At 71.1% G+C, this 23,039-nt stretch carries 22 protein-coding genes; 4 read left to right on the top strand and 18 right to left on the bottom strand.

Annotated features, from left to right (window positions below; translation table 11 throughout):
• Positions 1–2: 2 nt before the first annotated feature.
• From AB0P08_RS01210 to AB0P08_RS01180, 7 genes are all read right to left on the bottom strand, one after another.
• Positions 3–1,247 carry an MFS transporter gene (locus AB0P08_RS01210; protein WP_187663482.1) on the bottom strand — a complete coding sequence of 415 codons (1,245 nt, stop codon included), beginning with the start codon at positions 1,245–1,247 and terminating at the stop codon, positions 3–5.
• 81 nt (positions 1,248–1,328) lie between these two features.
• Positions 1,329–2,132 carry an HpcH/HpaI aldolase family protein gene (locus AB0P08_RS01205; RefSeq protein WP_363587625.1) on the bottom strand — a complete coding sequence of 268 codons (804 nt, stop codon included), beginning with the start codon at positions 2,130–2,132 and terminating at the stop codon, positions 1,329–1,331.
• Entirely contained in the window at positions 2,117–2,902 is a 786-nt protein-coding gene (locus tag AB0P08_RS01200; RefSeq protein ID WP_259951969.1) for a fumarylacetoacetate hydrolase family protein, read from the bottom strand. Before AB0P08_RS01200 ends, AB0P08_RS01205 begins: the two co-directional genes overlap by 16 nt.
• Positions 2,903–2,911: 9 nt before the next feature.
• Positions 2,912–4,078 carry a 3,4-dihydroxyphenylacetate 2,3-dioxygenase gene (hpaD, locus tag AB0P08_RS01195; RefSeq protein WP_259951970.1) on the bottom strand — a complete coding sequence of 389 codons (1,167 nt, stop codon included), beginning with the start codon at positions 4,076–4,078 and terminating at the stop codon, positions 2,912–2,914.
• 30 nt (positions 4,079–4,108) lie between these two features.
• Entirely contained in the window at positions 4,109–5,608 is a 1,500-nt protein-coding gene (gene hpaE / locus AB0P08_RS01190) for a 5-carboxymethyl-2-hydroxymuconate semialdehyde dehydrogenase (RefSeq protein ID WP_363587623.1), read from the bottom strand.
• The gene (locus AB0P08_RS01185; protein WP_363587621.1) at positions 5,605–6,291 is read right to left on the bottom strand and encodes a GntR family transcriptional regulator; all 687 of its coding nucleotides are present in this window, start codon (positions 6,289–6,291) and stop codon (positions 5,605–5,607) included. The genes hpaE and AB0P08_RS01185 overlap by 4 nt, the downstream gene beginning before the upstream one ends.
• On the bottom strand, positions 6,288–7,760 hold the full coding sequence (locus tag AB0P08_RS01180; RefSeq protein WP_363587619.1) for a fumarylacetoacetate hydrolase family protein: 1,473 nt from the start codon (positions 7,758–7,760) through the stop codon (positions 6,288–6,290). The genes AB0P08_RS01185 and AB0P08_RS01180 overlap by 4 nt, the downstream gene beginning before the upstream one ends.
• A 143-nt stretch (positions 7,761–7,903) precedes the next feature.
• Between AB0P08_RS01180 and AB0P08_RS01175 the strand changes: the two genes are divergently transcribed.
• On the top strand, positions 7,904–9,283 hold the full coding sequence (locus AB0P08_RS01175) for an MFS transporter (protein WP_363587617.1): 1,380 nt from the start codon (positions 7,904–7,906) through the stop codon (positions 9,281–9,283).
• Positions 9,284–9,340: 57 nt separating this feature from the next.
• Here the strand turns inward: AB0P08_RS01175 and AB0P08_RS01170 are convergent, their stop codons facing one another.
• Entirely contained in the window at positions 9,341–10,048 is a 708-nt protein-coding gene (locus AB0P08_RS01170; protein WP_363587615.1) for an IclR family transcriptional regulator, read from the bottom strand.
• Positions 10,049–10,176: 128 nt separating this feature from the next.
• Between AB0P08_RS01170 and AB0P08_RS01165 the strand changes: the two genes are divergently transcribed.
• Together AB0P08_RS01165 and AB0P08_RS01160 are read left to right on the top strand one after the other, a co-directional pair.
• Complete coding sequence (locus AB0P08_RS01165; protein WP_363588591.1) at positions 10,177–12,039, top strand: FAD-dependent monooxygenase; 1,863 nt, start codon at positions 10,177–10,179, stop codon at positions 12,037–12,039.
• A 91-nt stretch (positions 12,040–12,130) separates the two neighbouring features.
• Entirely contained in the window at positions 12,131–12,511 is a 381-nt protein-coding gene (locus tag AB0P08_RS01160) for a VOC family protein (RefSeq protein WP_187663491.1), read from the top strand.
• Positions 12,512–13,001: 490 nt separating this feature from the next.
• On the opposite strand, the gene AB0P08_RS01155 is transcribed toward AB0P08_RS01160, so the two are convergent.
• Together AB0P08_RS01155 and AB0P08_RS01150 are read right to left on the bottom strand one after the other, a co-directional pair.
• Positions 13,002–13,850 carry a PhzF family protein gene (locus AB0P08_RS01155; RefSeq protein WP_363587613.1) on the bottom strand — a complete coding sequence of 283 codons (849 nt, stop codon included), beginning with the start codon at positions 13,848–13,850 and terminating at the stop codon, positions 13,002–13,004.
• A gap of 26 nt (positions 13,851–13,876) precedes the next feature.
• Positions 13,877–15,604 carry a thiamine pyrophosphate-binding protein gene (locus AB0P08_RS01150; protein ID WP_363587611.1) on the bottom strand — a complete coding sequence of 576 codons (1,728 nt, stop codon included), beginning with the start codon at positions 15,602–15,604 and terminating at the stop codon, positions 13,877–13,879.
• Positions 15,605–15,764: 160 nt separating this feature from the next.
• Between AB0P08_RS01150 and AB0P08_RS01145 the strand changes: the two genes are divergently transcribed.
• Complete coding sequence (locus tag AB0P08_RS01145) at positions 15,765–16,274, top strand: phosphoribosyltransferase (RefSeq protein ID WP_187663494.1); 510 nt, start codon at positions 15,765–15,767, stop codon at positions 16,272–16,274.
• On the opposite strand, the gene AB0P08_RS01140 is transcribed toward AB0P08_RS01145, so the two are convergent.
• The 8 genes from AB0P08_RS01140 to AB0P08_RS01105 form a co-directional block, all read right to left on the bottom strand.
• Complete coding sequence (locus AB0P08_RS01140) at positions 16,275–17,813, bottom strand: ATP-dependent DNA ligase (protein ID WP_363587609.1); 1,539 nt, start codon at positions 17,811–17,813, stop codon at positions 16,275–16,277. It lies immediately after the preceding gene.
• Positions 17,814–17,880: 67 nt separating this feature from the next.
• Positions 17,881–18,651, bottom strand: a complete 771-nt coding sequence (locus tag AB0P08_RS01135; protein ID WP_363587607.1) for an enoyl-CoA hydratase/isomerase family protein — start codon at positions 18,649–18,651, stop codon at positions 17,881–17,883.
• Between the two features lie 12 nt (positions 18,652–18,663).
• Positions 18,664–19,827 (bottom strand): 1,2-phenylacetyl-CoA epoxidase subunit PaaE, encoded by a 1,164-nt coding sequence (gene paaE / locus AB0P08_RS01130; RefSeq protein WP_363587605.1) that lies wholly within the window; start codon positions 19,825–19,827, stop codon positions 18,664–18,666.
• Positions 19,827–20,330 carry a 1,2-phenylacetyl-CoA epoxidase subunit PaaD gene (gene paaD / locus AB0P08_RS01125; RefSeq protein ID WP_363587603.1) on the bottom strand — a complete coding sequence of 168 codons (504 nt, stop codon included), beginning with the start codon at positions 20,328–20,330 and terminating at the stop codon, positions 19,827–19,829. Before paaD ends, paaE begins: the two co-directional genes overlap by 1 nt.
• Complete coding sequence (paaC, locus tag AB0P08_RS01120) at positions 20,324–21,196, bottom strand: 1,2-phenylacetyl-CoA epoxidase subunit PaaC (RefSeq protein ID WP_522727287.1); 873 nt, start codon at positions 21,194–21,196, stop codon at positions 20,324–20,326. The genes paaD and paaC overlap by 7 nt, the downstream gene beginning before the upstream one ends.
• Complete coding sequence (gene paaB, locus AB0P08_RS01115) at positions 21,193–21,522, bottom strand: 1,2-phenylacetyl-CoA epoxidase subunit PaaB (protein WP_025103829.1); 330 nt, start codon at positions 21,520–21,522, stop codon at positions 21,193–21,195. The genes paaC and paaB overlap by 4 nt, the downstream gene beginning before the upstream one ends.
• Positions 21,522–22,508: a 1,2-phenylacetyl-CoA epoxidase subunit PaaA gene (gene paaA / locus AB0P08_RS01110; RefSeq protein WP_363587601.1), complete on the bottom strand. Its 987-nt coding sequence runs from the start codon at positions 22,506–22,508 to the stop codon at positions 21,522–21,524. Before paaA ends, paaB begins: the two co-directional genes overlap by 1 nt.
• 87 nt (positions 22,509–22,595) lie before the next feature.
• The gene (locus AB0P08_RS01105) at positions 22,596–23,015 is read right to left on the bottom strand and encodes a pilus assembly protein CpaE (RefSeq protein ID WP_187663501.1); all 420 of its coding nucleotides are present in this window, start codon (positions 23,013–23,015) and stop codon (positions 22,596–22,598) included.
• Between the last annotated feature and the right edge of the window lie 24 nt (positions 23,016–23,039).

Here is a 23,039-nt window from a genome sequence, read left to right as displayed (position 1 = left end):
TGCTATGAATCCGCCACTCCCGCGCGCTCCGTGACGGCCGCCGCGGGGCGCCCCATCCGCCATACCGCGGGGACGAGCAGCGTCACCAGGGCGATCGCGGCGTAGAGGACGGCGGAGGTGGTGAGCACGGTGGCCGGCTCCGCGTGGGTGACCAGCCAGCCGTACACGAGCGTGCCGATGGGCATCACGACGAAGCTGCCGAGCATGTCGTAGCTCGCGACCCGCGAGAGCTTCTCGCCGGGGATGTTCTCCATCATCGCGAGGTTCCAGCCGGTCGCGAAGACCTCGGCCCCGGCCCCGGCCACGAACGCGGCCATCGCGAGCAGCACCACGGCCGGGTGCACGCCGAGGAGGGTGAGCGGCAGGGCGAACACCGCCATCCCGATCATCCCGTAGCGCAGGGGGCGGCGGAGGGGGAACCACATCAGCAGCAGGGTCATCACCAGGACCCCCGCGCCCTCCGCGCTCACGACCCACCCCCAGCCGGAGATGCCGAGGCGATCGTCGTTCTTCGCGATGTAGGGCCCGACGACGCCCCAGGCTCCGACGTGGATCGCGTTCATGATCATGAAGGCCAGTACGATCGTCCACAGCCAGGAGCGGCTCCAGAACTCGCGCCAGCCCACCCGGAGGTCGTGGAACATCGTGGTGCCGCCGGAGGCCGCAGGCGGCGGGAGCTTCACGAGGGCGAGGACCGGGATCGCGAGCAGCCAGCCGGCCGCCTGCACGACCATGGCCCACGCGGGTCCCGCGGTCGCGACCAGGACGCCCGCGATGACCGGCCCGCCGATCGTGACGGCCGAGCGGACGAACGACAGCATCGCGTTCGCCTGCTGGAGGTGCGCGGGAGTGGTCAGCTGCGGGATGATGCCCTGCATCGCCGGGAGCACGAACGCGGACGAGGCGCCGTTGAGCGCGGACAGCACCGCGAGGAGCGGGACCGTAGCCGTGCCGGTGAACAGCAGAGCGGCCATCGCCCCGACCGACAGGATGTCCACGACGTAGCAGGACTGGATGATGAGGGCGCGGGGGAGGCGGTCGGCGACGACCCCTCCGAACAGGACGAACACGATGTTGCTGATCGTGAAGGCCGCGAGCACGATCGAGAGCGAGCGGGCGTCGTTGTCGATCTCGAGCACCGCGAACGCCAGGGCGATGGCCGACATCGAGCCGGTGACGAGCGTCAGGGCGCGCGCGAGGAAGAACCACCGGAAGTTGCGGTCCTGCATCGCCGCCAGTCTGTGCACCGGCTCATCCTTCCCGGCCGCTTCGAATCGTGCAAATGGCCCCATTCCGGCCGCGGATGGAGCCAGGTGCGCGACTCGAAGTCAGTAGCTGGGGCGGCCGGGGGCGTCGGAGCGGGGGAGGAAGCGGGCGGCGAGGGCCTCGGAGGCACGGGCGAGGAGGGCGACGTCGGCGCCGACGGCCACGAAGTCCGCGCCCGCCGCGAGATACGCGTCGGCGGCGGAGGGGTCGAAGGCGTTCACGCCCACCGGCTTCCCTGCGGCGCGCACCGCGGCGAACACCGACTCGACGGCGGCGACCACGTCCGGATGCGTCTGCTGTCCGAGCAGGCCCATCGACGCGGACAGGTCGGAGGGGCCGACGAACACCGCGTCCACCCCGTCGACCGCGGCGATGTCGGCGGCGGCCTCGACCCCCGCGGCCGTCTCGATCTGCACCGTCAGCGACACGTGCTGCGCGGACTCCTTCAGGTACCGGTCGACGCGGTTCCAGCGAGCGCTGCGGGCCAGGGCGCTGCCGACCCCGCGGACGCCCTCGGGGGGATACCGCGTCGCGGCCACAGCGGCACGCGCCTCGTCGGCGGACGACACCATCGGCACGATGAGGTTCTGCGCGCCGAGGTCGAGCACCTGCTTGATCGCGACCGCATCGTTGAAGGGCACCCGGACGAGCGGGGTGACCGGGTAGGCCGCGACCGCCTGGAGCTGGGTCAGCACGGACTCGAGCGTGTTCGCCGAGTGCTCCATGTCGATGAGCAGCCAGTCCAGCCCGGACCCCGCGGCGACCTCGGCGAGCAGCGGGCTGCCGGAGCACACCCACATGCCGACGAAGGGGCGGTCGGACGCGGCGAGCTGCTCACGGAAGGACGGATCTAGACGAAGCGGCATGTGATGGTCCCCATCGGTCCGTAGTCGCACAGCACCTCGTCGCCGCGCGACACCCACATCGGGCGTGTGAACGATCCTGCCAGGATGATCTCGCCCGCCTCCAGACGCGCGCCGTGCTGATGGAACTTGTTCGCGAGCCAGGCGACTCCGGTGGCGGGGTGGCCGAGCACACCTGCGGCGACACCGGTCTCCTCGATCTCCCCGTTGCGGGAGAGCACGCCGGGGACCCACCGCAGGTCGATCTCGTCCGGGCGCTTGCGCACCGTCCCCAGCACCATCGCCCCGTAGGCGGCGTTGTCGCTGATGGTGTCGACGATCGTGCGGCCCTCGAGCTCGATGTGCGAGTTCAGCACCTCGAGGGCCGGCACGGCGTAGTCGATCGCGGCGAGGGCGTCGTCCAGCGTGCAGTCGGGGCCCTCCAGGGGCTCCTTGAGCACGAAGGCGAGCTCGACCTCGATGCGGACGTTGGAGAAGTGATCGGTGGGGATCTCCGCGCCGGACTCGTACACGGTGTCGTCGAACATGACGCCGTAGTCGGGTTCGGTGATCCCCGTCGCCTGCTGCATGGCCTTCGACGTCAGACCGATCTTGCGGCCCACGAGCCGACGTCCGGCCGCGACCTGCGAGTCCCGCCACACGCCCTGGATGGCGTACGAGTCCTCCACGGTCGCCTCGGGGTATCGCGCGGTGATGCGCGGGATCACCCCGTGGGTGCGGTCGGCCTCGGCGAGCTCCGCCGCGATCTGCGCGATCGTCTCCTCAGACAGCATCCGTGACCCCTAGAGCTGGTGGCCGAGCTTGTACTCGCCCTGCTTGTACTCGGGCATCGAGGTCTCGCCCTCGTCCGCGCGGGTGTAGGAGAAGCCGTCGGCGCCGATCGTCACGGCCATCTCGCTGGAGTCCGTGCGGGCGATCACCGGCTGCGGGTTGCCGTCGAGGTCGAGCACGAGCGAGGCGTCGGTGTACCAGGAGGGGACGACGGGGGTACCCCACCAATCACGGCGCTGGTTGTCGTGCACGTCCCAGGTGACGACAGGGTTGTCGGGGTCGCCGGTGTAGTAGTCCTGCGTGTAGATCTCCACGCGGTGGCCGTCGGGGTCGCGCAGGTAGAGGTAGAACGCGTTGGAGACGCCGTGCCGGCCGGGGCCGCGCTCGATGGCGTCGGAGCGGCGCAGCGCCCCGAGCTTGTCGCAGATCGCGAGGATGTTGTGCTTCTCGTGCGTGGCGAAGGCGACGTGGTGCATGCGCGGACCGTCGCCGCCCGTCGCCGCGGTGTCGTGCACGGTGGGCTTGCGACGCATCCACGCGGCGTACACGGTGCCCTCGTCGTCCTGGATGTCCTCGGTCACGCGGAAGCCGAGGTCCTGGTAGTGGCGCACCGCGCGCGGCACGTCAGGGGTGACCTGGTTGAAGTGGTCGAGGCGCACGAGCTCGCCGGGGGTGTGCAGGTCGTACCGCCAGGACAGGCGCTCCACGTGCTCGGTGGCGTAGAAGAACTCGTACGGGAAGCCGAGCGGGTCGACGACGCGCACCGAGTCGCCGATGCCCTTCACGAAGCCGTTCTCCTGCCGACGGACGTCGCAGCCGAGCTCCGTGTAGAACTCCACGGCACGGTCGAGGTCCTCCGCGGCGCGCACCCGGTACGAGAACGCGGCGACCGCGGCGATCGGCCCCTGACGCAGCACGAGGTTGTGGTGGATGAACTCCTCTGTCGAGCGCAGGTAGATCGCCTCGTCGTCCTCCTCGGTCACGTACAGGCCCAGGATGTCGACGTAGAACTGCCGCGAGGCGGCCAGGTCGGTCACGACGAGCTCCATGTACGCGCAGCGCAGGATGTCCGGCGGCGTGCTCTTCGGCGTCGCGACGGGGTTGTCGCTCTGGATCGGTGCCTCCTGGCTCACGTAGTAGCCGGAGGAGGTGAGGGTCTTGGCGGTCTTGTCGGTCATGTCAGCGTCCTTGCTTGTGTCCGGCGGGCGTCAGTTCTTGCCGAACGTCGGGTTGTGCGGGGTCGAGGCGAGCGTGATGTGCACGCTCTGCTGGTCGGTGTAGAAGTCGATGGAGCGGTAGCCGCCCTCGTGGCCCAGGCCCGACGCCTTCACGCCGCCGAACGGCGTGCGCAGGTCGCGGACGTTGTTGCTGTTCAGCCACACCATGCCGGCCTCGACGGACTGCGCGAACGTGTGGGCGCGCTTGAGGTCGTTCGTCCAGATGTAGGCCGCGAGGCCGTACTTCGTGTCGTTCGCGAGCGCCAGCGCCTCCTCGTCGGAGTCGAACGGGGTGATCGCGACGACCGGGCCGAAGATCTCCTCCTGGAAGATGCGGGCGTCGGAGGCCACGTCGGCGAACACCGTCGGGGCGACGAAGTTCCCCTCCTCGAAGCCCTCGGGGCGACCGCCGCCGGCGACGAGGCGGCCCTCGGTCTTGCCGATCTCGACGTAGGACATCACCTTGTCGTAGTGCTCGGGGTGCACGAGCGCGCCGACCTCGGTCTCGGGGTCGTGCGGGTAGCCGACCTTGACGCGCTGCGCCTGCGCGGCATAACGCTCCACGAACTCGTCGTAGATCGAGCGCTCCACGATGATGCGGGACCCGGCGGTGCAGCGCTCGCCGTTGAGGGAGAAGACGCCGAAGATCGTGGCGTCGACGGCGGCCTCCAGGTCGGCGTCCGCGAAGACCACGGCGGGCGACTTGCCGCCGAGCTCCATCGACAGGCCCTTGAGGAACGGGGCGGCGTTGCCGAAGATGATCTGTCCCGTGCGGCTTTCGCCGGTGAAGGAGATGAGCGGCACGTCGGGGTGCTTCACCAGCGCGTCGCCGGCGTCTTCGCCGAGGCCGTTGACGAGGTTGAAGACGCCCTGCGGCAGGCCCGCCTCCTCGAAGATGCCCGCCCACAGCGAGGCGGAGAGGGGCGTGAACTCGGCCGGCTTGAGGACGACCGTGTTGCCGGTGGCGAGCGCGGGGCCGAGCTTCCAGGACTCGAGCATGAACGGCGTGTTCCACGGGGTGATGAGCCCGGCGACGCCGATCGGCTTGCGGTTGACGTAGTTCATCTGCTTGCCCGGCACCTTGAAGGCGTCGTCGGCCTGGGCGACGATCAGGTCGGCGAAGAAGCGGAAGTTCTCGGCGGCGCGGCGGGCCTGGCCCAGGGCCTGCGTGATCGGCAGGCCGGAGTCGTAGGACTCCAGCTCCGCGAGGCGGGCGTCGCGCGACTCCACGATGTCGGCGATCCGGTGCAGCACGCGCGAGCGCTCGCGGGGGAGCATGCGCGGCCAGGGACCTTCGTCGAAGGCGCGCTTGGCGGCGGCGACGGCCCGCTCGATGTCGGCCTTCTTGCCGGCGGCTGCCGTCGTGTAGGTCTGGTTCGTCACCGGGTCGAGCACGTCGAACGTGTCGCCGTCGATCGAGTCGACGAAGGCGCCGTCGATGTAGTGCTGGATGTGGTCGGGCAGGTCGGCGGGGATACGGGAGTCGGTCATGATGCTTCTCCTTGGGCGGGGACGGAACGGGTGTGCAGGGCGTCGAGGAACGCGTCCCTCGTGCGCCACCGGTGGTTGCGGGCGGCGAGCTCGATCTCCAGCGGCTCGGCGCCGTCGCGGATGAGCTCGAGGATCTGGGTGTGCTCGTCGACCGAGTGGTGGGCGCGGCCGGGCACGTAGGCGAAGGTCGAGTCGCGGATGCCGGACAGCCGGGCCCAGCCGCGGTGCACGAGGTCGAGCAGGTGCGGGTTGGGGCAGGGCTCGAACAGCACGGAGTGGAACTGCCGGTTGAGCTCGGTGAACGTGTGCGGGTCGAAGTGGTCGAGCAGGCGGCTCATGCGCTCGTTGACCTCCGCGGCCTGCGCGAGCGCGTCCGCGTCGAGCAGGGGAGCGGACAGCGCGGTCGCTGCCCCTTCGACGAGTCCGAGCGTCTGCATGGTGTGCGCGTACTCGCCCTCGTCCACGAGGGTCACCCGGGCGCCGACGTTGCGCTCGAAGGTCACGAGCCCCTCGGCCTCTAGGCGGCGGATCGCCTCGCGCACCGGGACCACGCTCATGCCCAGCTCCTCGGCGATCGGCCCGAGGACCAGACGGTAGCCGGGACCGTAGGTGTGCGCCGAGATGCGCGCGCGGATCCAGGCGTACGCCTGCTCCGACTTGCTGGCGCTCTCGACCGTGCTCACTTCCGCTCCGCTCCGGTGCCGGTCGCCTGCTCGTAGCGGGCGCGCCATTCGGCGTTCATCGGGAACAGGCCGTCGACCGGGTGTCCGGCGGCGACCTGCTCGGCGATCCAGGCGTCCTCGATCTCCTGGGCCACGGCGTCGGCGGCGACCTCGGCGGCGAGAGCCGGCGGGATCACGATCACACCGTCGCTGTCGCCGACGATGATGTCGCCGGGCTGCACGGTGGCACCGCCGCACGAGATCGTCACGTCGACGTCCCACGGCACGTGCTTGCGGCCGAGTACGGACGGGTGCGCGCCCTGGGAGAAGACCGGCAGTCCGATCTCGGCGACGGCCTGGAAGTCGCGGACGCCGCCGTCGGTCACCACGCCCGCCGCACCGCGGGTCTGCGCGCGCAGGGCGAGGATGTCGCCGAGCGTGCCGGTGGTCGCGTCGCCGCGGGCCTCGATGACGATGACCTCGCCCTCGGCCACGCCGTCGAACGCGCGCTTCTGGGCGTTGTACCCGCCGCCGTGGCTCCGGAAGAGATCCTCGCGGAACGGCACGAAGCGCAGGGTCTTCGCGGTGCCGACGATCTTCGTGTCCGGGAGGTTCGCAGAGACACCGTCGATGAAGCTGGAGTGGTGTCCGCGCTTGCGCAGCTGTGCCGAGAGGCCGGCGGTGGGGGCTTCGAGAAGCTGGGCGCGGAGCTCGGGGGTGAGCGTGGGCGCGGTGTCCTCGGCGGGCAGGCCCGCGGCCTCGCGGGAGCCCCAGGCCTCGGTGCGCTGGAGGTCGTCGACGGCGGGGAGCGAACCGAGGTCGCCGTCGAAGGGGACATCGCCCTGCGTGACCGTCGTGATCAGGCGGCCGGACGTGGGAGCGCCGGGGGCGTCCGGGGCGTCGACCTCGATCTCGACCACGTCGCCGGGGACGATGACCGAGGATCCTGCGGGAGTGCCGGTGAGGATCACGTCGCCGGTCTCCAGCGTGAAGTGCTGGGAGAGGTCGGCGACGAGCTGGGCCAGCGGGAAGATGAGGCCCGCGGTGGTGTCGTCCTGACGGAGCTCGCCGTTCACCCAGGCGCGCACGCGGAGGGCCGCCGGGTCGACCGTGCGGGCGTCGATCAGCTCCGGACCGAGCGGGGTGTACCCGTCGCCGCCCTTGGAGCGGACGTTGGAGCCCTTGTCGTTCGCGCGCAGATCGTAGAGGCCGAGGTCGTTCGAGGCGGTCACCCACTGCACGTGATCCCAGGCGTCGGCGAGGGCGACCCGGCGGGCCGGGGCGCCGATGATCAGCGCGATCTCCCCCTCGAACGCGAGCAGCTCGGTGCCGGCGGGGCGCTCGACGGTGCCGCCGGAGACGCCGACCGAGCTGGCCGGCTTGAAGAAGTAGGAGGGGTGGGCGGGGCGTCGACCACGCTGGTCGGCCCGCGAGGCGTAGCTCAGGTGGATCGCGATGATCTTCCCCGGGCGGGCGATGGTGTCCGTCACGGATGCGCCTCCTCGCGCTCGTCAGGACGCGTTGTGCGTCGTATCCGAAATCATATATCATCGTCTCACCCCTCGGCAAGCAGATCGGATTCACGTCCGCGCGCGCCGTGACAACGCGGTCACAAGCACAAAGGAGACACCCCATGAGCGGGCAGTCACAGGATGGGTTTACACCCACCGGAACCATCGCGACGGCGGCCGACCGGCGTCGTGTCGTCTTCGCCACCGTCGTCGGGACCACCGTCGAGTGGTACGACTTCTTCATCTACGCCACGGCGGTCGGGCTCGTCTTCGGACAGCTCTTCTTCGCGCCGCTCGGCGCCAACAGCGCTCTCGTCGGCTTCGCCACGGTCGGTGTGAGCTTCCTCTTCCGGCCCCTCGGCGCGTTCCTCGCGGGCCACTACGGCGACAAGCTCGGCCGCAAGGCCGTGCTGATGTGGACGCTGATCCTCATGGGTGCCGCGACCGCCCTGATCGGTCTGCTCCCCACCTACGAGACCATCGGCGTGATGGCGCCGATCCTCCTGGTGCTGCTGCGCATCGTGCAGGGCATCTCGGCCGGCGGCGAGTGGGGTGGCGCGGTGCTGATGGCCGTCGAGCACGCCCCCCGCAAGAAGCGCGGCATCTTCGGCGCATCCCCGCAGATCGGCGTGCCGCTAGGCCTGCTGCTCGCGTCGGGCGTCATGGCGCTGATGACCGCGATCGCTCCGGGAGACCAGTTCCTCGCCTGGGGCTGGCGCGTGCCGTTCCTGCTCAGCGTCGTGCTGATCCTCGTCGGCTACTACGTCCGCCGCCGTGTGGAGGAGAGCCCGGTGTTCGCCGAGCTCGCCGAGCGCAAGGAGAAGGCGAAGATGCCGATCGTGCAGCTGTTCCGCAAGCACCTGCTGCTCGTCATCATCGCGGCCCTCGTCTTCGCCGGGAACAACGCCGTGGGCTACATGACCACCGGCGGCTACATCCAGGGCTACGCCACGAACCCCGACGGACCCATCGGGCTCGAGCGCGGGCCGGTGCTGTGGGCCGTCACCGGATCGGCCGTGACCTGGCTGCTGACCACGCTGCTGGCCGGCTGGGTGTCGGATCGTATCGGCCGTCGCACGACCTACCTCACCGGCTGGGTGCTCCAGCTCGTCGGCGTGTTCACGCTGTTCCCGCTCGTCAACACCGGCGAGGTGGGGCTGCTGTTCGCGGGCCTCGCGATCCTCACGATCGGCCTCGGCTTCACCTACGGGCCGCAGGCGGCGCTGTACACCGAGCTGTTCCCCGCGAGCATCCGGTTCTCCGGTGTCTCCATCTCCTACGCGATCGGCGCGATCGCCGGTGGCGCCTTCGCGCCCCTCATCGCCACGGCGATCGTGAAGGAGACCGGATCGACGGACGCCGTCACCTGGTACCTCGCCGGCATGACGCTCCTCGGTCTCGTCGCCACGCTCCTGCTGCGCGACCGGTCGGGCATCCCGCTCGGTCCGGACCACGAGGAGGAGCAGTCCGTCAGCCCGATCCGCGGGCTCGCGAAGGTCTGACCCGGCGATCCGAGAGCGCACGTCCCTGAGGGGGCGTGCGCTCTCGTGCGTTCCGGCTCAGCCCTCGAGGGCTTCGCGGATGAGGTCGGCGGAACGCTGGAGTCGCGCGGCGATCTCCCCGTCGTCCAGGTCGGTGGCCACGTGCACGACCGCGATCGCGGCAGGACGCTGGCCGCGCAGACGCAGCGGGACGGCGACGGACTGCACCGTGGGGATGACCTCGTCGTGGCTCGTGGCATAGCCGCGTGCGGCGGCGGTGTCGATGTCGGCGCGCAGGGCGGGGGAGATGCCGACGGGCACCTCCGCCGGGTCGAGCTGCGCGAGGATCGCCTTCCCGGGAGCGCCGACCGTGACGGAGTGCCGCGCGCCGGGGCGCTGGGCGACGCTCGCGACGGCGTGCCGCGGTTCGACGCTGGCGAGGGTGATGCACTCGGCGCCGTCGAGGACGGCGAGGAAGCAGGTCATGCCGAGCTCGTTCGCGATGGCGGTCAGCTCCGGCAACGCCTCTGCCTGAAGGTCGTGGGCCACGCCGGCGGCGAGAGCGGCCATGCGGGCGCCGAGGCTCACGGCGCCGCTCGCGTCGCGGGTGACGAGACCGTGGTCCTCGAGGGTGCGGAGGAGGCGGTAGGCGATGGACCGGTGCACGTCGAGGCGCCCCGCGATGTCGTCGATGGTCAGCGCGCCGCGGGCGTCGGCGAGTACCTCGAGGATGCGGATGCCGCGACTCAGCGTCTGCGAGGCGGGGGCGGCGGGGCGCTCGGGCATGGCTCTCCTTGCGATGCGCGAGGCACCGGTCTAAGCTGTGTTCAATAGTAGAACACTGTGTTCGAATATAGAACATCGTGTTCCTGGACGCAACACCCGACGAAGACGTCCGGAAGGAATCGACGACGATGCAGTTCCACCACCACGGCTATGTGTCCGGAGACCCGCGCGTGCAGGACGCCGCCGGCACCGGGATCGACCGCCCCGCTGCCCTGCCCGACGAGGTCGACGTCCTCATCGTCGGCTCCGGGCCCGCGGGCATGCTGCTCGCGGCACAGATGTCGCAGTACCCCGACATCACCACCCGCATCATCGAGAAGCGCGAGGGCCGCCTCGTCCTCGGGCAGGCCGACGGCATCCAACCCCGCAGCGTGGAGACCTTCCAGGCCTTCGGCTTCGCCGAGCGCATCATCGCCGAGGCCTACAACATCGGCTGGATGAACTTCTGGGGCCCCGACCCGGAGCACCCCGATCAGATCGTGCGGACCACCCGCACCGCTGACTACGCCTACGACATCTGCGAGTTCCCGCACCTCATCGTCAACCAGGCGCGCGTGCTCGACTACTTCGCCGAGGCGGCGGCCGACGGTCCCGGCCGGATCGTGCCGGACTACGGCGTGGAGTTCCTCGGGCTCACCGTGCACGAGGAGGGCGAGTACCCGGTCGAGGTGCGCGTCCGCCACGTCGGTGACGCAGAGGAGCGCGTGGTCCGGGCGAAGTACGTGGTGGGCTGCGACGGCGCCAGGAGCGGCGTGCGGCAGGCGATCGGCCGCACGCACGTGGGCGCGAGCGCCGCACACGCCTGGGGCGTCATGGACGTGCTCGTCAACACCGACTTCCCGGACTGGCGCACCAAGTGCGCGATCAACTCCAAGGCCGGCAACATCCTGCACATCCCGCGGGAGGGCGGCTACCTCAGCCGCATGTACATCGACCTCGGCGAGGTCGCGGCGGACGACGACCACCGCGTGCGCCAGACGCCCATCGAGGAGATCATCCGGCGCGCCAACGCGATCCTCCACCCCTACACGCTCGATGTGAAGCAGGTGGCCTGGCACAGCGTCTACGAGGTGGGCCACCGTGTGACGGACGGCTTCGACGACGTCGACCCCGGCGTCGATCGCAGCCCGCGGGTCTTCCTCACCGGCGACGCCTGCCACACGCACAGCGCCAAGGCCGGCCAGGGCATGAATGTGTCGATGCAGGATGGCTTCAATCTCGGCTGGAAGCTCGGTTCCGTGCTGAGCGGCCGTGCCCCCGAGGCGCTGCTCGCCACGTACGGCGCCGAGCGTCGTCCCGTCGCGCAGCAGCTCATCGACTTCGACCGCGAGTGGTCCAGCCTCATGGCCCGCAAGCCGGAGGAGATCTCCGACCCGAACGAGCTGGCCACGTACTATCTCGCGACGGCCGAGTTCCCCTCCGGTTTCATGACCCAGTACACGTCCTCCATGATCACCGGCACCGACGCCCATCAGGAGCTCGCGGTCGGCTACCTGCTGGGCAAGCGCTTCAAGTCGGCGGAGGTCGTGAGGGTCGGGGACGGCAACGTCGTCCACCTCGGGCACCATGCGAAGGCCGACGGCCGCTGGCGGGTCTACGCCTTCGGCGACCGGACCGGGGAGGCGCTCGCCGCGTGGGCGGAGGAGGCGGCACCGGTGTTCGCGCGGTTCACCCCGGCTGACGCCGACGCCGACGCCGTGTTCGACGTGAAGGCCGTGTACCAGCAGCCCTTCGAGGAGGTCGAGGTCACGACGACGCCCGAGCTCTTCCAGCCGAAGACCGGCCCGCTCGGACTCACCGACTGGGAGAAGGTCTACGCCGCGGGCCCGAGCAAGTGGTGCGAGACGGACATCTTCGAGGCGCGGGAGCTGTCCCGTGACGGTGTCGTGATCGTCGTGCGTCCGGACCAGTACGTCGCCGCGATCCTCCCGCTGGACGGCGTGGACGAGCTGGCGGAGTTCCTGGACGGGGCGCTGCTGCCGGCGCGCTGACCCTCGGCGCACGTCCGGCCCTGGCGGGTGTCGGAGGCCGCGCGTACTGTGAGGGCCGACGGGTGACGGAGCCCGACAGGAGGAGTGCGTGATGGACTGGAAGATCGAACTCATCTTCGTCCCGGTCAGCGATGTCGACCGGGCGAAGGACTTCTACGTGAAGATCGGTTTCAACGCCGACCACGACCATGTGCCGTACGAGGGGCTGCGCTTCGTGCAGATGACGCCGCCGGGATCGGCCTGCTCGATCGCCTTCGGCACGGGGCTGACCACCGGCTTGGAGCCGGGGCAGCAGAACACCATCCAGGTGGTCGTCCCCGACGCCGACGAGGCTCTCGCGCACCTGCGCGGCCTCGGCGTGGAGGCGGAGGGCGTGGACGAGCAGGACTGGGGGCGCTTCGTGCGCTTCGACGACCCCGATGGCAATACCTGGACCCTGCAGGAGCTCCCGGACTACAGCGCCCAGGGGTGACGACTCGCGCTCCGGTTCGGGCTCCGGGGTCTGGTTCGGGTTCCGGGGTCTGGTTCGGGTTCCGGGGTCTGGGTCGGGTTCCGATTCGGGTTCCGGGGTCTGGTTCGGGTTCCGGGGCCTGGTTCGGGTTCCGGATGCACGATCGCGGGGCGGGTGCACGACCAGGGGCGGGGTTTGGTCGTGCAGGCGGAACCGGCTCGTGCAGACGTTCCGATGCCCGGGGAGGCGGGGTCTCGAGTCGGATGACGGGTGCGCGACGCGGGTGCGAGTGCACGACCCGGGGAGGGTTTCGGTCGTGCAGACGGAGCCGGGTCGTGCAGACGGAGCCGGGTCGTAGGAGCGAGGTCTCGGGTGCTGTGACGAATGCACGATCCGGGGACGGATGCACGGCCGGGCGAGGGCTGTGGTCGCGCAGACGGAACCGCGTCGCGCGGGTGACCGCGCGTGCCTCGTGCTCCGTCTCTCGAGTCCGAGGAGTCCGCGGCCGGGGTCAGGGGAGGCGGGTGGCTCCGCCCGAGACGACGAGGCCGCCGGAGGCCGGTATCGCGACGCGGAGTTCGCTCGGGCGACCGACGTGGGCCCCCTGATGGATGCGGACGGTGTCGCCCGGATAGCCCTGGGCGCGGAGGTAGGCGCCGACCGAAGCGGCCGCGGACCCTGTCGCCGGATCCTCCGTGATGCGCCCCACGGGGAAGAGGTTGCGGGCCTGGATCTCGGCAGGATCCTCGGCGTGCAGCACCGTCACCGTGCCGTGCCAGCCCCGCGCGCGCATGAGAGTGGCGACCTCGGCGGGGGAGAAACGGAACTGGTGGAAGAGCTCCCGGTCGGCGACGAAGACGATCGGATGCCAGTTGCCCGCGAACGCCTCGCGGACCGGGAAGCGCGGGTCGACATCGGCCGGCTCCATCCCCAGCAGCGCGAGGAGGCGGTCACGCACGACGGGGTCGAGGTCGCGCACCTCCGGCTCGACGCTCGTGAACGACACCGTGACCCGGCCGTCCGCGTCCGCGAAGGACTCCATCGACACGTCTCCGGCCGCGGTCTCGAACACGACCGCCCCGGGACCCTGCCGTTCGGCGAGGGCGACCGCGGTCGCCACCGTCGCATGACCGCAGAACGGCACCTCCGCGGCAGGCGACCAGTACCGCACCCGGAAGCGGGAGCCGTCCGCCGCGGCGTCCTGCACGAACGCGGTCTCCGAGTAGCCGACCTCGGTCGCGATCCGCTGCATGTCCGCCTCGTCGAGCCCGTCCGCGGCGAGCACGACCCCGGCCGGGTTGCCGCCGTCCGCGGTCGCGGCGAAGGCGCTGTAGCGCAGGACCTCGGGAGCATCCGTCATCCCGGGAGCCTATCGGCCCGCGCGGGTCAGGAGTTCACGCGGATGATCTCCTGCTGGTACGGCGCGATCACGTCGCCGGAGATCCGGAGGTCGAGGACGAGGAAGCGCCGGGTCGCCGGGTCCTCCTCGGCCCAGGTGGCCAGACGCTCCAGGTCATCGAGCGTCCGCACGACGACACCCTCCGCGCCGACCGCGGCTCCGAACGCGGCGAAGTCGACCTCGGGGATGCGCATCGGACCCTCGGCCAGGCCCTTCAGTCCGTAGAGGTTGACCTCGGCACCGTACGCGGCATCGTTCCAGACCACGGCCATGCCGCGTCCGCCCGCCGCCCGCACGGCCGATTCGAGGTCGGCGATCGCCATGAGTCCGCCGCCGTCGCCGGAGGTGAGAACGATGGTCGCGTCACGACGGGCGAGGGCCGCCCCCACCACGCTGGGCCAGCCCTGTCCGATCGACTGGAACGCGGTGCCGATCATCATCATCCGGTCGGGCGCGGCGACCGGCCAGTACATGTTCGCCCAGCCGATGAAGTGCCCGCCGTCCGAGACCACGACGCGGTCTTCGGGGAGGAGCTCGGCGATCCGGCGCGCGGCGGAACGCGGGTCCAGGCGGCCGTCCGGGGCGAGCTCGTCCCCGGGCTCGTACGCGCGGGCCGCGGCGACATCGACCGTCTCCCGCCAGGGTCGGGCGGACACAACTGCGGAGCCGGTGCCCGACTCGCCGCCGGAGTCGGGGATGCCCCCGGCGAGTCCGGCGGCATCTCCGAAGTCGTGCCCGGAGGAGAGGCGGGCGACGAGGGCCTCGGCGGCGAGACGGGCATCGGCGCGCACGAAGCCGCCGACATGGGCATGCGTGGCGGCCGGAGCCGTGTCGATCTGGAACACCCGGGTACCCGGGGCGAAGAGGTCGCCGAAGCGCATCGTGAACTGGTTCAGGCTGGCGCCGAAGACCACCGCGACGTCGGCGGTCCGCACGAGCTCCATCGCCCCCTCGGCGCCGAAGCCGCCGGTGACCCCGAGGTCGTACCGGGCGTCCGGGAAGATGCCGCGGCCGAGGGCGGAGGAGGCGGTCAGTGCTCCGGTCCGCGCGGCGAGGGCACCCAGAGCCTCGCCGGCGCCGGCCAGCCAGGCCCCGCGGCCGGCGAGGAGGAACGGACGCTCGGCATCGCGCAGGGCGGCGGCGATCTCATCCAGCATGCCCTCGGCGAACGCGCCGCGCGGTGCGAGCGGCGCGGGGAGCCGGGGAGCCGGGGCCGCCGGTACCGCGCCCGCCTCGAGGGCTGCGACGTCGTAGGGGATCGCGAGCACCACGGGCACGCGATAGGTGAGGGCGTGCTCGACGGCGATGACGGTGGTCGCGGCGGCATCGGTCCGCCCGACGGTATAGGTGCGGGCGCCCACCGCCGAGGCCAGCGCGATCTGGTCCACGTCCCACGGCCGCGGCCCCGAGGTCGGCTCGTCGCCCACCACGAGGACGAGCGGCACGTGCGCCTGCACGGCCTCGGCCAGCGCCGTGATCGTGTTCGTGAAGCCGGCGCCGTAGGTGGAGGTGCCCGCGGCGATGCGGCCGGAGGCGCGGAAGTGGGCGTCGGCGGCGACGACCGCGCCCTGCTCGTGGCGGACGGCGGTGAACGTGGCGTCTGTCTGCGTCTCGAGGGCGTCGAGGAAGTAGGCGTTGCCGTTGCCCATGACGCCGAAGACGGCATCGACGTGCTGGGCGAGGGTGAGGGCGACGTGCGCGGAGACGGAGGGCATGGAGAAGCCTTTCGAGACAGGGACGGAGAAGGGGGATCCGTATGTGTCTCGCCCTCGCGGCGATGCGAGGTGCTTCGTGCCTCTTTTTCAGGCACCGGCGGGGCCGGACCTGCTCAGTCTAGCGGCGGCTCGGGCGGAGCGGATGCGCGAGAATGGACCGATGACGGATGCATCGATCGAGCGCGAGACGCTCACCTGGGACGGCTTCGGCGTGGCGACGCGCGATCTGGCGCGGAACATCTCGGCGACGGGCTTCGAGCCGGAGGTCGTGGTGGCGATCGCCCGCGGCGGCCTGCTCCCGGCCGGGGCCATCGCGTACGGGCTCGGCGTGAAGAACTGCGGCGCGATCAACGTCGAGTTCTACACGGGCATCGGCACCGTGCTGGACGCCCCGGAGGTGCTGCCGCCGGAGCTCGACATGGCCTATCTGGACGGCCGCCGCGTGCTGCTCGTGGACGATGTCGCCGACTCCGGTCGCACGCTGGCGCTCGCGGTGCAGCTGCTGCAGGAGAAGGGCGCCGACGTGCGCTCCGTCACGATCTACACGAAGCCCTCGACGATCATCCAGCCGGACTTCGCGTGGAAGGACACCGACCTCTGGATCGACTTCCCCTGGTCGTTCCGCGGCACCGTGCGTCAGGAGGACGAGGGGCTCCCGCCCACGGCCTGATCAGGCGTCGTCCGTCGCACCCCGCCGCAGGGCCAGGAGCGTCTGGATCGTGTCGGCCTCTGCGGCGGTCTTGTCCGGACGGTAGCCCTTGACCCGGGCGAACCGGAGGGCGAGGCCGCCGGGGTAGCGCGGGGACCGCTGCACGCCGTCGATCGCGATCTCGACCACGAGCTCCGGCCGGAGGAACACCGTCGACGCGGAGCGATGGGTCTCGTGCGCCGGGAACTCGTCGGTCTGCCACTGCAGCAGCGCATCCGTGAGGCCCTTGAACGTCTTGCCGACCATCACGAAACCGCCCGGGTCGCCGAAGTCGCCGTCCGGGTCCCGCGCGCCGAGGTGCAGGTTCGACAGCCATCCGCGCCGGCGCCCCGACCCCCACTCGGCGCCGAGGACGACGAGGTCGAACGTGAGGACGGGTTTCACCTTCACCCAGGACTTGCCTCGGCGGCCGGCGGTGTACGTCGCATCCACGGCTTTGACCAGCACACCCTCGTGGCCGGCCGCCAGCGCTTCCCGGGACAGACGCTCGGCTTCCTCCGCACTGTCGGTGACGATGCCGGGCATGCGCCACTCACCGGCGACCGCGGCCAGGACCTCCTGACGCACCGACAGCGGCTCGTCGAGCAGATCACGGCCGTCCACGTGCAGGACGTCGAAGAACCAGGGGCGCAGGGCGAGTTCCCGCGCGGCATCCGCACCGAACCGCGACATCGTCTCCTGGAACGGCCGGGGACCGCCGTCCTCGTCGAGCGCCAGCGTCTCGCCGTCGAGGATGACCTCCTGCGCGGGAAGACCCCGGACGACCTCGACGATCTCGGGCAGCCGGTGGGTGACGTCGGCGAGGCTCCGCGTGTAGATGCCGACCTCGTCGCCGCGGCGGTGCACCTGGATGCGCGCGCCGTCGAGCTTGTACTCGACCGAGGCGCGCCCGGTGATCTCCAGAGCGGCCGTGGGCGTCGGCGCCGTGGCCGCGAGCATCGGGAGCACGGGGCGACCCACCCGGAGCCCGACCTCCTCGAGTGCGCCCTCGGCGCCGGTGAGCGCGAGCAGCGCCGTCTCGCCGAGGTCGCCGGAGAGCATGGCGGCTCGTCGCACCGCGGCAGGCGGGGCCTCGGCGGCGCGGGCGATCGCGTCGAGGAGCACGCCGCTCAGCGCTCCGGTGCGGAGCTCCCCGAGCATCGCCCTGGTCAGGAAGTCCCATTCGGGAGCGGTGGCTCGGGCGGCGAGGTCGTGCAGCAGCTCGCTGCGCACGCCCGCCGAACCGGAGCCCGAGGTGTGCGCGAGGGTGTCGAAGGCGTGGTCGATCTCCGCGATGGTCAACGTCGGCGTCGTGGTGTGCTCGATGGCGAGGGCCGTCAGCCCCCGCCACCCCACGCCGAGGCGACCCTGGCGGGGCGCGGCCAGGAGCAGCCCCACGAGAGGCGCGATGTCGTCGGCGTCGGCCTGGCGGAGCAGCGCCGCTATCGCCTCGATCTTGGCCAGGCGGGACGAGGTCGCGGCGACCTGGTCGGTGGTGGTGACGAGCTCCGAGAGCAGCATGCGGGCATCCTCCCACCGGCGTCGGACACCGCACGAGACGGTTGACAGCGACCACCGGGGCGTGGCGTCAGCGCCCGCGGAACTCCGGCCTCCGCTTCTCCTGGAACGCGGCGAAGCCCTCCCGGTAGTCCTCGGTGTCGCACAGGGCGGCCTGCGCCGCGTTCTCGACGTCGATGGACTCCCAGAGGGTGAGGCGTTCGTCGCGGATGCGGGCGACGAGCTCCTTGCTCGCCCGGAAGGCGGCCGTGGCGCCGTGGGCGGCCTTCCCCGCAGCGGCGGTCGCGGCGACCCGCACCTCGTCGTCCGGGAGCACCTGGGAGAAGAGCCCCGAGCGCACGGCTTCCGTGCCGCTCATGAGACGGCCGGTGTAGATGAGGTCGAGCGTCTTGTGGGGGCCGAGCCGGTCGAGGAACAGCGCGTGACCGCCGGAGTCCAGGGTGGCACCGAGGGCGGCGAACGGCGAGCCGATCTTCGCCGATTCCGCGACGTACACGACATCCGTCGCGATGAGCAGGCCGAGTCCCACGCCGAGACAGGCGCCGTGGGCGACGGCGAAGGTCGGCGCCGGGAAGCGGGACATCCGCTGCAGCAGAGGCGTCACGCGTCCGCCGAGGTAGCCGAGCACATCGTCGTCGCGCGGATCCACGGCGGAGATGTCCCGCCCGGCGCAGAACGCCCGCCCTTCACCGCGGAGCAGCAGCGCCCGCACCCCGGCGGCCTCGGCCTCCCGGTACGCGGCGTCGAGCTCCGCGAGGGCGGCCTCGTCCAGGGCGTTGAGCTTCGCGGGGGCGTCGAGCACCACGGTGGCGACGTCGTCGGCGATGGCGAGATCGATCATGGGGTCTCCGGGTCAGACGTCGTAGTCCACGACCACGCGGTCGCTGGTCGGGTGGGACTGGCAGGTGAGCACGTAGCCGCGCTCCAGCTCGTCGGGCTCCAGGGCGTAGTTCTCGGTCATCGTGACGCTGCCCTCCAGCACGCGCGCCCGACAGGTGCCGCAGACGCCACCCGCGCACGCGAACGGGGCGTCCGGCCGCACCCGCAGTGCGGCGTTCAGCACCGACTCGCGCGCTGCGACGGGGCTCTCCACCGTCGACGAGACGCCGTCGAGGTTCACCTCGATCCGCACGGTCTTCTCGCCCGAGCGCACCGTGACCGGTCGGGCGTCCCGCACCGGCTCGTCGCCGGTCGTGAACAGCTCGAAGCGCACGTGCTCGCGGGGCACGCCCACGTCGGCCAGCACCTCCCGGCACAGGTCGACGAGTGCGAGCGGTCCGCACAGGAACCACTCGTCCACGTCGGCCGGATCGATCAGCGCGTCGAGGATCGTCCGTAGCTTGGCCTCGTCGATGCGGCCGGACAGCACCGGCGCGGTCCGCTGCTCGCGGGACAGCACGTGGTGCAGCGTGAGCCGTGTCGGGTAGCGGTCCTTGAGGTCGGCGAGGTCCTCCAGGAACATCACGTCCAGCGTCGAGCGGTTCGTGTACAGGAGCGTGAACCGCGAGGTCTGCGAGCGGGAGAGCACGGTGTGCGCGAGGGCCATCAGCGGCGTGATCCCGGAGCCGGCCGCGATCCCGACGACGTGCTTCTCGTCCAGATCGTCGAGGCCGGAGGTGAAGGTGCCCTGGGGGCTCATGACGTCGATGCGGAAGCCCGGGTGCAGGCCGGTCTGGGCCCAGGTGGAGAACGTCCCGCCCTCGTCGCGCTTCACGGCGACGCTCAGGCGGGTGGGTGCCCCGTCGGTGCGATGCTCGGGCGCCCGGCACAGCGAGTAGGAACGCCGCACCTCCACGCCGTCCAGCGTCGTGCGCAGCGCCACGTATTGCCCGGGGAGATGGTCGTAGTCGTCGGCGAGCTCCGCGGGCACCGTGAAGGTCACCTCGACGGAGTCCTCGGTGAGCGGCCGGACGTCCTCGACCTCGAGCGTGTGGAACCGGGCACGGCTGCGCGCCCGGGCGGGGAAGGCGGGAGAGGGCACCGGCGTCGTCGTCGGGGCCGGGGAGAACAGCGACATCAGTGCACCTTGAAGTGATCGAAGGGTTCCAGGCAGGCCCGGCACTCGTACAGTGCCTTGCACGAGGTCGACCCGAAGCGGGAGACCTCCCGGGTGTCGAGCGAGCCGCACCGCGGACAGCGCACGCTGAGGGCGAGTCGGATCGGACCTGCGGGCATCGCCGCGCGGCCACTGGGCGGCGCGATCCCGTACTCCCGGAGCTTCTGCTTCCCCGCGTCGCTCATCCAATCCGTCGTCCACGCGGGGGAGAGCACGAGCCGCACCTCGACGTCCGCGAATCCTGCCGCCGTGAGCGCGAGCACGACGTCGTCGCGGATCGTGTCCATGGCCGGGCACCCGCTGTAGGTCGGCGTGATGTCGACGACCACGCGCTCGCCGCGGAGCTCGACCGCCCGCAGCACGCCGAGGTCCTCGATCGTGAGCACCGGCACCTCCGGGTCCGGCACGGCGGCGGCGATCCGCCAGGCCTGGGCCTCCGCGTCGGCGGTCGTCCGGGTCACCATGACGCCCCCGGGTGCCGTCGCACCAGCACCTGCATCTCGGCGAGGAGGTGGCCGAAGGGGGTCGCGTGCGCGCCGTTCCGGCCGCCCGCCGACGACGCCGGAACCTCCGGCACCGTGAGCTCGGCCTCGGCGAACACGGTGGCGATGACCGCGTCGAACGGCGCGCGGAGCGTCGACGGTCGCACGGCGGCGTCGCCCAGCCGGTCGATCAGCGGTTCATCGCGGAACAGCTCGTCGACGTACGGCCACACATCCGCGAGGGCACGGATCATGCGGCGCCGCGACTCCTCCGTCCCGCCCGCCAGGCGCAGCACCCACTGCACGGCGTGGTCGCGGTGGTAGTCGACCTCCTTCAGCGCCTTCTCCGCGATCGCGGCGAGGGTGGGCTCGGAGCTCGCACGGAGCCCGGCATACAGCTCGACGAGATAGACGGACGCGACGAGCTGGCGGGCGATGGTCTGCGCGAAGTCGCCGTTCGGCTGCTCCATGATCCAGGCGCTGCGGAACTCCGGCTCGTCGCGGAAGTAGGCGAGGTCGTCCTCGGAACGGCCGTCCCACGTCCCCGCGAAGTGCAGGAAGGAGCGGGCGTGGCCGAGCAGGTCGAGCGCGATGTTCCCGAGCGCCACGTCCTCCTCCAGCTCGGGGGCCCGGGAGATCCAGGCGCCGAGCTGCTGCGACAGGATGAGCGCATCGTCGCCGAGCCACAGGGCGTACTCGGCGATGTCGGCGCTCGCCGCGGTCGTGCCGGCGCCCGCGAGCTCCTCGCTGAGCCGCAACTCGTCGACGGAGACGTCGCCGTGCGCATCCCCGTGGACGTCGCCGGCTTGCTGAGCGGAGCTGGGTCCCTGAGCGTGTCGAAGGGTCACAGGTGCGGCACCCCCTCGGACGCGGTGTAGTACACCGCATGCCGGTAGTTCTTACCCGCGGGACTCTCGAAGTACGCGCCCTTGGCGTCGGGGTCGCTCGTGGTGATCGCCTCGGCGGGGACCGCCCAGATCGACACGCCCTCGCCCCGGCGGGTGTAGAGGTCGCGGGCGTTGCGGATGGCCATGTCGGCGTCGGGGGCGTGCAGCGAGCCGACGTGCACGTGGCTCAGCCCGCGGTTCGCCCGCACGAAGATCTCCCACAGCGGCCAGACCTCCCGTCCCTGGGTCCCTGAGCTCGTCGAAGGGTCGGCCCCGGGGGTCGCCATCACGCCACCGCCCCTTCAGGGGCCAGGCGGGAACGCTGCTTGCGGGCGTACTCCGCGGCGGCCTCCCGCACCCACGCGCCCTCGTCGTGCGCCGTGCGGCGGCGCTCCAGACGCTCGGCGTTGCACGGGCCATTGCCGCGCAGCACCTGGAAGAACTCGTCCCAGTCGATCTCACCCATCTCGTAGCGACCGGTCTCCTCGTCGAACCGCAGGTCGGGATCGGGGAGGGTGACGCCGAGGATCTCGGCCTGGGGCACGAGCATGCTCACGAACCGCTGACGCAGCTCGTCGTTCGAGAAGCGCTTGATCTTCCACGCCATCGACTGGGCGGAGTTGGGGGACTGGTCGTCGGGCGGCCCGAACATCGCCAGGCTCGGCCAGTACCAGCGGTCGACCGCGTCCTGCGCCATCTGCCGTTGCTCGTCCGTACCCCGCATGAGCGAGAGCAGGATCTCGAACCCCTGGCGCTGGTGGAACGACTCCTCCTTGCAGATGCGCACCATCGCGCGGCCGTAGGGGCCGTAGGAGGCGCGGCACAGCGGCACCTGGTTGCAGATCGCAGCGCCGTCGACGAGCCAGCCGATCGCGCCCATGTCGGCCCAGGTAGGGGTGGGGTAGTTGAAGATCGACGAGTACTTCGCCTTTCCGGAGATGAGCTGGTCCATCATCTCGTCACGGGTGATGCCGAGGGTCTGCGCGGCGGAGTAGAGGTAGAGCCCGTGACCGGCCTCGTCCTGCACCTTCGCCATGAGGATCGCCTTGCGCTTGAGGCTCGGGGCGCGCGTGATCCAGTTGCCCTCGGGCTGCATGCCGATGATCTCGGAATGGGCGTGCTGGGAGATCTGCCGGATGAGGGTCTTGCGATAGGCCTCGGGCATCCAGTCGCGGGGCTCGATGCGCTGCTCGTTCGCGATCAGCTCGTCGAACAGGCGTTCCTCGTCGGAGGTCTCGCCGTCCACGAGGGACAGGTCTGCGGGACTGGTCATCATCGACTCCTCGGGGTCCGGTCCTTCTTTACTGACCGATCGTTAGGTAATTCTGACACACGCGACGGCCCGATTCAACAGGACGTGTCAGCGGGAGCGCGAGATCAGCGCCAGCAGGGCGCGGCCGTAGGCCTCCGCCGGGTCCGGGTGCTCGAACAGCAGGGGAGTCCCGGCGAGCTCGATCTCGACGCGGAACGTGTCGGGGAGGCGGATGAGGGCACGGAACGTCCCGCGGAGCAGGTCCCGCAGCTGGTCCTCGCGCGGCAGCCACACCGCATCGGCGAGGGTCACGGCGTCGAGCGCCCACTCCGTCGTGCCGTTGAAGGCGAGATCCGTGCCGGCCGGCGTCTGCCGCGCCTCGATGGTCATCGCGCTGACCGTGAAGACGTCGGCCTCCGCCTCCAGCTCCACCTCGTCCGGGAGGTCGAGCTGGAACCGGTCACCCTCCGCGGGCTTCCAGGTCAGGCCGGCATCGCGGAGCGCGACGGCGAGTTCGCGGGTGATCATTCCTCCACGCTACGGGTTCCGCGC

The sequence above is a fragment of the Microbacterium meiriae genome, from assembly GCF_040686935.1.
GTDB classification, from domain to species: Bacteria; Actinomycetota; Actinomycetes; order Actinomycetales; family Microbacteriaceae; genus Microbacterium; species Microbacterium meiriae.
The sequence above is the reverse complement of the archived record's forward strand: the minus strand, read 5'-3'. Positions and strand labels throughout refer to the sequence as shown.